Origin of the sequence: Allobosea sp. BK604 (assembly GCF_004341515.1) — a bacterium.
Lineage (GTDB): Bacteria > Pseudomonadota > Alphaproteobacteria > Rhizobiales > Beijerinckiaceae > Allobosea.
On record NZ_SLZF01000009.1, the window covers coordinates 1 to 12,202 of the forward strand.

Sequence of the window (12,202 nt, forward strand, 5' to 3'; positions counted from 1 at the left end):
AAATCAGGGCCGCGTGACGGGCGAAGACGCTCGCCGGCAAATCGCCGCCCGTGATCGCCTCGCTCGCAGGCCGACTTTTTCAACGGTATCGGTCGGAAGCGGACCGAGAATTATGCTGGGGCCTCTAATGTCGCAAGGCCAAGCCGGGCCAACTTCAACAACTCAGGGAGCGAGGTCCGGACACGAGCGATCAATTCCGCGTTTTGATCCCATCGTTCATCGGCGACGTCGACGTATCTGGGCTCTTGGATAAGGCAGCCAGCTACTACTTCTCCCGTCGGCCAGGTGTCGAAGCGCATACATTCGTTCAGTCCGGTTTCCGGCTTTGTCGAAACGACCACTGCGCTCATGCAAGACATGTCGTCCATTCGCCGCACATACCAAGGGCCGGGAGTTGAGACGGCCTCCAATTCCTGAAGGTCGTCAAGTTCGGCGTGGGTCATCATCCGCTCCCATTACAGTGCGATCATGATATGAGATCGGTTCGCACATACAACCGAAGCGCGAGCACCCATATTCGCGTAGGTCGAGGTCCGCTCCGGGTCGGGAGCAGTCATGACCTAGACGTTTGCGCGTCCAATTGGGCGACAATCGCCGCAATCATTGGCGCCGTTTTGGTTTGAATCGGATCCTCGCCAAATTCGCCCGCGTCGAACGCCAGGAATACGTCCCAGAGTAGCGGGTGCACGGGCGTGCTTTCACTCGCCCGGTTCACCATGGGCCAATGTAGGCCATTCACAATAAAGTCGCCCAACTCGAACTCGATCTCTCCGCGATGAAAGCCGCGAGCAAGGGCATCGGCGATGCGTCGAAAGAGTTCATCCACGTCGCCGGCTGTGAACAAAGTGCTCCAACGATGAATGTCCGTCTCGGACAGAGCCGCCGCGGAGCGATCGATTTCGCCCCGCTCAAGCCCGTTCCAGCGAACTCGCATCTCTTCGACCAGAAGCTGCATCGTCATGACCCGGCGCAATGACTTGGCCTCCGGAACCTAGCTTCCCGAACCGGGCCAATCAAATGTTCGCAACGGGCGGAAAGCGATCATTGACGATTTCGAACAATAGTGCCGCGCCATGAGTGCCCGAAAAACACGCATCATGTATATCGAGAACAAGTCCGAAGGGCTGAACGGGCCTGCACGGATAGGCCGGGTCACGCTGTCCAAGTCTGGACAATCGCTGCGTTACGGCAGGCAAGAGTTCCAGCGCTTAGGCGGGCGGGGCTTCAAGGCAAACTACTTCGATGCGGCAACAGGGGATCACTATTGGATTTCCGGGCCTCGCAAGGACGGGGCGGACCGGCTCCATCCCGGCAGCACGGTGCCGGTTGAAATCGATGCGGATGTTGCGGAGGAGTACTGGCGAGATATCCGGGCTCTGCCTGCGCGACAATGACCGCAACGGGTCGCAAGCAGACGATATGAACGGCCGCAGCGTCACAGATTGAGCGAGACGCATCCCCGGATGGCGGGATAGCGGACAGCTCCGGCTGGCTCCCGCTCAATCGATGATGTGGTAGCCGCCGTCGATATAGAGGACCTGCCCGGTCATCAGCCGGGCCGCGTCATGGGCGAGGAAGGCGGTCGCGGCGCCGACATCGTCGATGGCGACGAGTTCGCGGGCCGGCGCCTTGCGCTTGGCCTTGTCGAGCAGGGCGTCGAATTCGGGGATGGCGGAGGCCGCGCGCGTCGCCAGCGGGCCGGGCGAGATCGCATGCACGCGGATGCCCTTCGGTCCCAGTTCGGCGGCCATGTAGCGCACCGCCGATTCGAGGGCCGCCTTCGCCACGCCCATGATGTTGTAGTTCTCGACGACCATCTGGGAGCCGTAATAGGTCATGGTGAAGAGCGTCCCGCCGCGCTTCATCAAGGGCTCCGCCAGCTGCGCCATGCGGATGAAGGACCAGCAGGAAATCTCCATCGTCTTGAGGAAGCCGTCGAGCGGCGCATCGGTGACGCGCCCGGCCAGGGTGTCGCGCGGCGCGAAGGCGATGGAATGGATGACGAAGTCGAGCTCGCCCCAGCTCTGCGCGATCCGCTCGAACACAGCCTCCATCTGCCCGGGCACGGCGACGTCCAGCGGCAGGACGATCGGGGCCTCCAACTGCCGGGCGAGCGGCTCGACATGGGGGCGCGCCTTCTCGTTGAGATAGGTCACGGCCAGCTCGGCGCCGAAGGCGCGGAAGGCCCGGGCGCAGCCCCAGGCGATCGAGCTCTCATTGGCGATGCCGACGATCAGGCCCCGCTTTCCCTCGAGCAGCTTTGCTTTCACGGTCGGAATGGTCATGGCGGCCTCGGCTCAGGGGGTGGCGCTGATCAGTCTCAGGGTATGGTCGGCGATCATCAGTTCCTCGTCGGTCGGAACGATGCAGAGGTCGATGCGGCTCGCCGGCGTCGAGATCAGGAAGGTCCCGGCCCGGTTGGCTTCGGGGTCGAGCTCGGCTCCCAGCCACGCCATGCGGCGGATGATGCGCTCCCGCAGCTCGGGTGCGTTCTCCCCGATGCCGGCCGTGAAGACGAAGCCATCGAGCCCGCCGAGAGCCGCCGTCAGCGCGCCGATATTGAGGGCGCAGCGATAGACGAAATGCTCGATCGCGAAGGCCGCGCGCGGATCCTCGCTCGCAAGAAGATCGCGCATGTCATTGGAGATACCTGACAATCCCTTGAGACCGGCTTCGTGATAGAGCAGGCTCGAAACGGCCTCGGCCGTCATCCCGTTCTGCATGATCAGGTGCAGCACGACGCCGGGGTCGAGCTGCCCGGCGCGCGTCCCCATCGGCAGCCCGTCGAGCGCCGTGAACCCCATCGTGCTCTCGATGCTGCGTCCGTCCAGCAAGGCGCACATCGAGGCGCCGCTGCCGAGATGGGCGACGATCACCCGCCCGGCGGCCAGCTCCGGACGGGTCTCGCGCAGACGCCCGGCGATGTATTCGTAGGATAGCCCGTGGAAGCCGTAGCGCCTGATGCCCTCGCGATGGAAGCTCAGCGGCAGCGCGTAGCAATCGGCGAGCTCCGGATGGTCGCGATGGAAGGCCGTGTCGAAGCAGGCGACCTGCGGCACATCCGGGTTGATCTCCATCGCGAGCCTGATCGGCAGCAGATTGTTGGGCTGGTGCAGCGGCGCCAGTTCGGCATAGGTCGCGAGCCTGTCGAGGAGCGCGTGGTCGATGATGGTCGGGGCGGCATGGTCCGGTCCGCCATGCACGACGCGATGGCCGATCGCCAGAAGGCTGAAACCCTCCAGGCTGCGCAGCCAGGTTCGCGTCCTGTCGATCGCCGTGGGCAGGTCCGGCACCTCCTCGCGCTCGAAGGTCAGATCGACCAGGGACTTGCCCTTGGCATCGCTGGCGCGCAGGCGCGGCCGTTGCCCGATGCCGTCGAGCTGCCCGCGCACCTGCCGCGCCAGCGTCCCCTCGGAGACGGTGAAGATCTGGAACTTGAGGCTCGACGAGCCGGCGTTCACCACAAGGATCGCATCCATTGGCCAGACCCTAGACCGCCGCCACGGCGGGGGTCCCTCGCCGGGCGGCCGCATAGAGCGCCGCCACGGCGCATGATGCCAGGCGTGTGCGGACGGAATCGGCCCGCGACGTCAGCACGATCGGCACGCGTGCGCCCAGGACGACGCCGGCGGCATCGGCGCGAGAGAGAAAGGTCAGGTTCTTGGCGAGCATGTTGCCGGCCTCGAGATCGGGCACTACGAGGATCTGCGCATGTCCGGCGACGGGCGAGACGATGCCCTTGATCGCGGCGGCTTCCGGCGAGATCGCATTGTCGAAGGCGAGCGGCCCATCGACCAAGGCGCCGGTGATCTGGCCTCGATCGGCCATCTTGCACAGGGCGGCCGCATCGAGCGTCGACGGGATCTTGGTGGTCACCGTCTCGACGGCCGAGAGGATCGCGACGCGCGGCATGCCGAGGCCGACCCCGGCCCAGAGATCGATGGCGTTCTGGACGATGTCGCGCTTGGCATCGAGATCGGGGAAGATGTTGATCGCCGCATCGGTGATGAAGAGCGTCTCGGCATGGCCGGGCACGTCCATGATGAAGACATGGCTGATGCGCCGCTCGGTGCGCAGGCCGGTGGCGGAGGCGGCGACCTCGCGCATCAGTTCGTCGGTATGCAGGCTGCCTTTCATCAGCAGCTCGCCGCGCCCTTCGCGGACGAGCCTCACCGCCTCGGCCGCGGAGGCATGGCTGTGTGGCGTGTCGATGATTTCCACCGCACCGAGATCCAGCCCTTCGGCCTGCGCGACAGCGCTGATCCTGTGCTGCGGTCCGACGAGAACCGGCGCGATCAGTCCCGCGTCGCGCGCCGCCAATGCCCCCTGGAGAGAGGTCGCGTCGCAGGGGTGAGCGACGACCGTCAGCGCGGGAGCGCCGGCGCGAGCCGCGGCGATCAGCCGGTCGTACTTGGAAGCGAGCTTCGCATCGTCCTCGCCTGCTGTGCCATCTGCCGCGCGCATCACGAGGCCTTCCGTCGCATGGCGAGGTCGAGCTTGCCGGGCGGCCGGTCGTCGCGTGGCGAGGCGGCCTCGAACAGGGTCCTGATCTCCTCCAGCCGGTCCGCCGCCTCCCCCGCAAGCGGGCCGCGGGCGGTCGCGACCTGCTCGATCAGCGCTAACGCGGCCTCCCTGGCCTCGGCATCGGATGGCAGCAGCGCCGGAAGCGTCCGCAGCGCCTCGGCCTGGTCGATCAGCAGCATGAAGAACTGCTCGCGGGTCAGCGCCTTGAATTCGCCGAGCGTCAGGCGGCGGGCCTGCTCGCCCTGCCGGCGCAGGCGCCGGATGGCTTCGAAGCTGCGCTCGTCGACGCTCTCCCGGGCCATTCCGACATAGAGGATGGCCCGCACACAGGCGTGGACCAGCCCGCCGCGGGACAAGCCGCTGCGCAATTCGCCGATCCGCTTCTCGACGAGCTCGCCATGGAGCTTGCTCCGTGCCGCGCTTCGCGGCCGGCGCGGCGAGCCTGCGTCGATTCCGAGCGCCGATTGCAGCAGAGGCGAGCCGTAGACGGCCCGGAATGTCTGTTCGGACATGCGCTCGACCATCTGCCGCCAGCCGTCGAGTGCGCTGACGATCTGGGCGGAGGCGATCTCCTGCGCCTTCAGGAAGGGGTTGTCGTCGCCGACCGGCTGGCGCTCGTCGCGCACCTTGTCGGCCGCCGTCCCGAGCCAGGACAGGAATGGGTTCTGCGAGCCGAACAGCGCGTATTGCAGGCGCAGCGGATGCAGCTTGCGCATCGCCTCGGCGGCGGCCGGGTTGGCTGCGGCCTGGACCCAGGGCTGGACGAGGGCGCGGTAGAGCGAGAGGTTGATCTCGGATACGCGCGCCGCGGCGGCGAAGCGGCGCTCATCGTCGAGATCATTGCCGCCGAGCGCGCGGATGTCGTCGAGGCTGCGCGCCTCACAGCGCATGACCCAATCGCCGGTCACCAGGTCCGGGCTGGTATCGGCCCCGGCCTTGGGCTCGAAGACCGCCTCGTAAAGGCCGGGCGGCAGCACGTCGATGAGATCGATATTGGAGGCGAATTCGTCGTGCTCCTTTCGGGCCACGCCCGCCGAGACGAAAATGCCGAGATGGCCGATCCTGTCGTGAACGGCATAGACGATCGTCTGCCCGTATGAGCGGATCTCGTCGACGCTGCCGTAGAGATCGAGGATCCAGCCGAGCGCCTGCTGGGGCGGGGTGATATTGTCACCCTTCGAGCAGAACACCACGATCGGCGACCGGATATTGCGCAGGTCGATGGCGGTGCCATCGGAGGTCCTGATGTCGCCGCAGGCCAGCTTGTTGCCGATGAAGAGCTCGTCGACGATGAACTGGATCTCCTGCGCATTCAGCGTGACATGCCCGCCCCACCATTTCTCGAAGCCGAGATAGCGTTCCACCTCGCTGTCGATCTTCGAATAGAGATTGTACTGCTTGCTCCAGAGCGTGTTTGCCGGGTTCTGGTTCTCGAAATTCTGGACCAGCCAGGCCCCGTCGAAGGTTCCCGCGCCGAGATCGCTGGTGAGCGCCGTCAGCCAGCTGCCCCCGAGAAGGCCGCCTGTGTAGCGCATCGGGTTCTCGCCCTTCACTCCGGCCCAGTAGGACAAGGGAGAGCCGGCCAGGATGATCGGGCCGAACAGCTCGGGCCGCATCGCCGCGAGCATCATGACGGCCCAGCCTGCCTGGCAATTCCCGATCACGCAGGGCCTGCCCTCGGCCTTCGGATGGCGGGAGATCACCCTCTCCAGGAAGGCCGCCTCGGCATGGGCGATATCCTCGATCGTCTGGCCGGGAACCGGATCGGGCAGGAAGCCGACGAAATAGCAGGGATGCCCGGCCTTCATCGCCACGCCGATCTCGCTATCGGCCTTGAAGCCACCAATGCCGGGTCCGTGGCCGGCACGCGGGTCGACGATGACGAAGGGCCGCCTGGTCTCGTCGAGGACGACGCCATCAGGCGGCTTGATCCGCGCCAGCACATAGTTCACCGGCCGGGCAAGCCCGCGGCCGTCGCAGATCAGTTCGGCGTCGTAGTCGAGGACATGCGGCGCCTGCTGCGCGATATGTTCCTCATATTGCAAGCCGCGCTGGCGCAACGCGTCGAGGAACAGGAGCCAGCGCTGCCCGGCATCGACCGTGTAGGACAGGCCATCGCTCAGGACGCCAGCCGGGTTCTCGCGCATATCGCCTCCCTCCGAAGCTTCTCCAGGTCTGAATCGGCGGGCATCCGCATCAGCGGCCCGCGAAAGCGCAGCGCCTTGCGGTCGAGAGCGAGACTCCGCTGCCGCAGTCTCTGCCGGCGAGGTTGACGTCACGCGGCGGCACAGTTCGCGCGCTCCGCGGCGGGCATATCCATCGTCACGCGTTCGAACCTGGCGCGTGAGCATTTTCTTCAGGCGAACCGGTATCCACTTCGCTCGAAAATGCTCTATCTATTTGTCTTGACGCATTTTCTTCACGCGAACCGGTATCCACTTCGCTCGAAAATGCTCCAGGCAGCGTCGTTGTGCACTGCACTCTAGCAGATTTTGCACGCGCGTCAGATGTCCCAAAGGACAATAGGCCGGCGGGCCGCGCTGTGCTGACGTTCCCAATCCAACGCGAGTGTCTCAGGCGCGCCGGCCGGCGCCCCGATATCGCTTGCTGCGTGCCGACAGTCGTGAAGCGTCACGGGAATGGCTTGGGATGGCCGATGACCCACGAAGCTGTGTCGACGCGACGAAATCCAGCTCCTTCATGACGCGGCCTTGAGGGCTCGATGCGCGGCTTGCTGATCCTGTTCTTGTGCGTCTTTGCCGCCTGGGGACCGGTTGGGGCGCGTGGGCAGGAACGGCAGGCAGATCCTCCCGCCGAGGCCAAGGAGCTGTTGCGCCTGCTCGACGATCCAGGCGTGCGGCGCTGGATCCAACAGTCCGGCAAGATCGAAGCCGCCGCAGCCCCCGCTGATACGGCCATTCCGGAACCGCCGCTTTCCAGCCGACTGGCTGCGCGCCTCACCAGCGTGCGCGATCATATCGCGGCAACCGCTGCCGCGATCCCACAACTGCCGACGCAACTCGTGCGGGCCGCCGGCTTGCTGAGGAGCGAGTTGGAAACGACAGGCCTTGCCCGACTTGCACTGTTGCTTTCGAGCATTCTGGTGCTCGGCGTCGGCTCCGAGCAATTCTGGCGGGCCCTGAGCTCACCCTACCGGGCGTCGCTCGAGCGACAGCCCGTCCTTTCGGTCAAGGAACGCTTCCGCATCGCAGCGCTGCGGCTGGCCACCCTCGCCGCCGGCATCGCGATCTTTGCCGCGGGCAGCCTGGGAGCCTTCCTTCTGTTCGCGTGGCCCCCGCTGCTCAAGCAGATCACACTGTCGCTTCTCGTGGCCGTGCTGATCACGCGCGGCACCCTGGCTCTGCTGGACTTCGCGATGTTTCCGCCGAAGGACGCAAAGGGTGACTGGTCGGACCATCAGATTGTTCCGATCAAGCCTGACCACGCCATCTACTGGCGGCGGCGCATCGCTCTGTTTGTCGGATATTTCGCCTTCGGGTGGTCCATCGTCGGTATCCTGGTCGATCTCGGCTTTCCCGACAATTTCCGCTTTGCGGCGGCCTATCTGCTTGGACTTGGCCTCTTGCTGATCGGCCTCGAAGCGATCTGGAGCCGACCGGGCGGCGATCGCGACCCGGCTTTCAGGTTCGCGAGACTTATAAAGAGCATCGCCCTGTCCGCCTACGCAGTCGCCTTGTGGTTCCTTTGGGCTGCCGGACTCCTCGGCATGTTCTGGATTGCCGTTTTTGCGACTCTGCTGCCCAAGGCCATATCGATCGGACAAGCCACAGTCGGACATCTCTTGAGACCGACCGAGAGCGGCGCGCCGGCGCCGATCAGACACAACATCCTGGAAGTGTGCCTCGAGCGCGGGGTCCGGCTGATCATCCTGATCGCCGCCACGTTTTGGCTAGCCCATATCTGGCACATCGACCTGGTCGGGCTGACGAACCAGGACAACCTGCTCATGCGGCTGTTGCGTGGTGCGCTGGCGAGCGTCGTCATTCTCCTGCTCGCCGATTTCCTGTGGCAGATCATCAAGGCCGCTGTGGATGGTGCCCTCGCGGACCCGACGGAGAGTATCGTTCCCGGGTCCAACGAGGACATCCGCCGGGCGCGGCTTCGCACGCTGCTGCCGATCTTCCGGAATATCCTGTTTGTGGTCATTGCGGTCATGGCGGGTTTGACGGCACTTGCCGCGCTCGGCTTCGAGATCGGCCCTCTGATCGCCGGGGCGGGCGTCCTAGGCGTCGCCATCGGCTTTGGCGCCCAATCGCTGGTCAAGGACATCATCAGCGGCATGTTCTACCTGCTGGACGATGCGTTCCGCGTCGGCGAATACATCCAGAGCGGAAGCTTCAAGGGAACGGTCGAGTCATTCTCGTTGCGCTCCGTTCGCCTGCGCCATCACCGCGGCCCGGTCTTTACAGTCCCGTTCGGGCAATTGGGCGCGATACAGAACATGAGCCGCGACTGGGTCATCGACAAGTTCATGATCAATGTCACCTACGACACCGATCTTGAGAAGGCGCGGAAGACCGCGAAGAAAGTCGGCCAGGAGCTTACAGCGGACCCTGAACTGGCGCCGGACATCATCGCACCCATGAAGATGCAGGGCGTGGAGCAGTTCGGCGACTACGCCATACAGCTTCGTTTCAAGATGACGACGCGGCCCGGCCAACAGGCGGCCGTACGTCGAAAGGCTCTGCTGCGGCTCAAGACCGCGTTCGACCAGGCCGGCATCAAATTCGCCCATCCGACGGTTCATGTCGAAGGCCGCGAGGAGGACGCCGCAGCCGCACAGCAGATCATAACCGCCGCAAGGGCCGAGGCGACGAAGACTGAGGCGGCAAGCGCGCCCGGCAAGTAACGGCGCGAGGCCGGGCGAGAATTCGTGTCGGGAAGCGACTGCTCTGCTATGCAAGGAGGACGCCATGGCGATACTAGGCAGAATCAGGCACGTCACCACCTATCGCTATGCGAAGCCCGTCACCTTCGGCACGCACAGGGCCATGTTCCTGCCGCGGCGCGGAGCAAGTGCACGTCTTCTCGGCTGGTCGGCGGAGACCAGTATTCCGTCGAAAATCCATTGGATCAGCGATTCACGCTCCAACTCCGTCACGGTGATGGACTTCACTGAACCCGGCAGTGAGCTGGCATTTACCTTTGAGGTCAGCGGGGTGTATTTCGGAGTAAACGGGGTCGAGGCGTTTCCGCTGGACCGTCGGGCCGAGGAAGTCCCGGTCCAATACACTCCGGACGAGTGGACCGACCTCGCCGGCTATCTGCGCCCTCATGCCGAGGATCCCGATGGCAGCCTGGCCGCATGGGCGAAGAGTTTCGTTGCCGGCGACCAGGACCAGGCGACCGATGTCCTGCGCCGCATGCTGCGCAGTTTTCGCGACAGCTTCCACTATCAGGCAAGGGAAGAGGAAGGGACCCAGGCGCCCGGCGAGACCCTGCGCCTGAGATCGGGAACCTGCCGGGACTATGCCTGGCTGATGATCGAGGCCTTGCGGCGGCTCGGCTTCGCCTCCCGCTTCGTCACCGGCTACCTGTATGATGGGGCGGTCGATGGCAGTGCCGTCGGCACATGCGGGGCGGGCGCGACCCATGCATGGCTCCAGGTCTTCCTGCCCGGTGCCGGGTGGCTGGATTACGACCCGACCAACCAGATCAGCGCCGGCTTCGATTTGATCCCGGTTGCCGTGGCCCGACATCCGGCCCAGGCCATTCCGCTGGCAGGCTCGTGGTTCGGTGACGCGAATGATTATCTCGGCATGACTGTCAGCGTGGCCGTCGAAAAGATCGGCGAGGTCCCCGACTTGTGAGGGGGCCATAGACCGGGAATGCCCTGCATTGGCTCCGCAAGCCGCATGGACATCAGGCAAGCCCCTCCGCAGAACTCGGTATGGGAGACAGGAACGTGACGCAGCCCGCCGGTCGCACCGACGAGCGTGAAGGCCCATTTCCCCAAGAGAGTCCCGGGAACCCCAGCTCTTTATCAATGTTCTAAGGAAGCCGCCCGCTCGCCGGGCGGCTCGGTTCATTGGGTTGGGGGAAGCATTGTCAGCACCGTCTCGCCGCGCGATTCTCGGCTTGCTCTCCGGCACGTGCCTGCTTGCGCCTCGCTCCGTGCCGGCCCAGGCGCCGGCGCGCCCGACGAACAGCTTCGGCTACCGCGATGTCGTCGAGCAGGCGACGGCCCTGGCGAAGCAGCCTTTCGACGCAGAGAGCGCCAGGATCCCGGACGAGCTGTCGAAGCTGAGCTATGACAGCTATCGCGAGATCCGGTTTCGCCGCGACAAGGCCTTCTGGCGCGAGGGCGGCTCGGATTTCCGCCTGTTGCCGTTCCATCTCGGCTTCCTGCACAACAAGCCGGTCCAGGTCCACATCATCAGCCACGGCAGCGCGATCCCGATCCCGTTCACGACCAGCCTGTTCGAATACGGCAAGGTGCCTGTCCCCAAGGGGCTCTCGCCGGCGCTGGGCTTCGCCGGCTTTGCGATAACCACCAACCTGAACGAGCCGAAGGTGCAGGACGAGGTCATCTCCTTCCTGGGGGCGAGCTATTTCCGGCTGATCGGACGGGGCCAGCGCTACGGCCTCTCGGCGCGCTCGCTGGCCCTGGATGTCGGCGGCAAGGGGCCCGAGGAATTCCCGTTCATGCGGGCGCTCTGGCTGGAGGAGCCGTCGCGCGACAGCACCGAGCTCGTGATCTATGCCCTGCTCGACTCGCCGTCGGTCGCCGGAGCCTTCCGCTATGTCGTCAGCCCGGGCCGGGACACCCATGTCGACGTCACCGCGACGATCATCCCGCGCCGGGAGATCGAGCGGATCGGCATCGCGCCGCTGACCTCGATGTTCCAGGCCGGCGAAGGCGACCTCGGCCAGCGCACCGATTTCCGTCCCGAGATCCACGATTCCGACGGGCTGATGATGCAGTCCGGCAGCGGAGAATGGATCTGGCGGCCGATCCGCAATCCGAAAGAGCTGCGCATCTCGAGCTTCGGCGACAAGAACCCGCGCGGCTTCGGCCTGATGCAACGCGACCGCGACTTCGGCAGCTACCAGGATCTCGAGGCACGCTACGACGCGAGGCCGAGCTATTGGGTCGAGCCCCAGGGCGATTGGGGTGAAGGCCGGGTCGAGCTGATCGAGATCCCGACGACGAACGAGGCCCTCGACAATATCGTCGCCTGCTGGACACCGAAAACGCCCTTGCCGAGCGGACAGGCCGCAGAATTCAAGTATCGCATCTCGGCGATCACGACGACCTGGCACCTTCACCCCTATGCGCAGGTGCAGCAGAGCTTCAACGGCTCTGATATCGAGGACGGCGTCGTCGACGGCAACGGCACCAAGCGCTTCATCGTCGACTTTGCCGGCGGCGACCTCGCCTATTACCAGAGCGAGCCCGAGCGACTGGAGCTGGTCGCGACCATGACCGGCGGCGCGGTCAATTCAAGGATCGTCGCGTTCCACGGCCCCTTGAAAGGCGTGCGCGCGATCGTCGATGCGACCTTGCCCGACGGTCAATCGGCCGAGCTGCGCATGTTCCTGCGCGCGCGAAACCGGACATTGAGCGAGACCTGGACGGCGACCTGGTCGGTTCCGCCGGGCGACTCCAGCCGGGCACAGCCGCCGACGCAGGCCCCCGCACGCAATTGACGCCCCT

9 protein-coding genes are annotated in these 12,202 nt (G+C 65.2%); 4 read left to right on the forward strand and 5 right to left on the reverse strand.

The annotated features are described in order from the left end of the window. Positions 1-553: 553 nt before the first annotated feature. A complete protein-coding gene (locus EV560_RS25215) occupies positions 554-961 on the reverse strand; it encodes a hypothetical protein (RefSeq protein WP_131858603.1) in 408 nt (135 codons plus the stop codon). A gap of 136 nt (positions 962-1,097) precedes the next feature. Between EV560_RS25215 and EV560_RS25220 the strand changes: the two genes are divergently transcribed. Further along, complete coding sequence (locus EV560_RS25220) at positions 1,098-1,394, forward strand: 1-deoxy-D-xylulose-5-phosphate synthase (protein WP_248312196.1); 297 nt, start codon at positions 1,098-1,100, stop codon at positions 1,392-1,394. 105 nt (positions 1,395-1,499) lie between these two features. Here the strand turns inward: EV560_RS25220 and fabI are convergent, their stop codons facing one another. The 4 genes from fabI to EV560_RS25240 are packed head-to-tail and all read right to left on the reverse strand — an operon-like array spanning position 1,500 to position 6,671. Next, positions 1,500-2,285 carry an enoyl-ACP reductase FabI gene (gene fabI, locus EV560_RS25225; protein WP_131858605.1) on the reverse strand — a complete coding sequence of 262 codons (786 nt, stop codon included), beginning with the start codon at positions 2,283-2,285 and terminating at the stop codon, positions 1,500-1,502. Positions 2,286-2,297: 12 nt separating this feature from the next. Next, positions 2,298-3,479: an acetate/propionate family kinase gene (locus EV560_RS25230; protein ID WP_131858606.1), complete on the reverse strand. Its 1,182-nt coding sequence runs from the start codon at positions 3,477-3,479 to the stop codon at positions 2,298-2,300. 10 nt (positions 3,480-3,489) lie between these two features. Further along, the gene (locus EV560_RS25235; protein ID WP_131858607.1) at positions 3,490-4,464 is read right to left on the reverse strand and encodes a phosphate acetyltransferase; all 975 of its coding nucleotides are present in this window, start codon (positions 4,462-4,464) and stop codon (positions 3,490-3,492) included. Beyond that, on the reverse strand, positions 4,464-6,671 hold the full coding sequence (locus tag EV560_RS25240) for a DUF3141 domain-containing protein (RefSeq protein ID WP_131858608.1): 2,208 nt from the start codon (positions 6,669-6,671) through the stop codon (positions 4,464-4,466). The genes EV560_RS25235 and EV560_RS25240 overlap by 1 nt, the downstream gene beginning before the upstream one ends. Before the next feature lie 575 nt (positions 6,672-7,246). Here EV560_RS25240 and EV560_RS25245 point away from each other — a divergent pair. The 3 genes from EV560_RS25245 to EV560_RS25255 all read left to right on the forward strand — a co-directional run bounded on the left by EV560_RS25245 (position 7,247) and on the right by EV560_RS25255 (position 12,195). Further along, positions 7,247-9,394, forward strand: coding sequence for a mechanosensitive ion channel family protein (locus tag EV560_RS25245; protein ID WP_131858609.1), 2,148 nt, complete (start codon positions 7,247-7,249; stop codon positions 9,392-9,394). A gap of 64 nt (positions 9,395-9,458) precedes the next feature. Next, a complete protein-coding gene (locus EV560_RS25250) occupies positions 9,459-10,355 on the forward strand; it encodes a transglutaminase family protein (protein ID WP_131858610.1) in 897 nt (298 codons plus the stop codon). Positions 10,356-10,590: 235 nt separating this feature from the next. Beyond that, a complete protein-coding gene (locus EV560_RS25255) occupies positions 10,591-12,195 on the forward strand; it encodes an OpgD/OpgG family glucan biosynthesis protein (RefSeq protein ID WP_165923612.1) in 1,605 nt (534 codons plus the stop codon). Positions 12,196-12,202 lie beyond the last annotated feature (7 nt).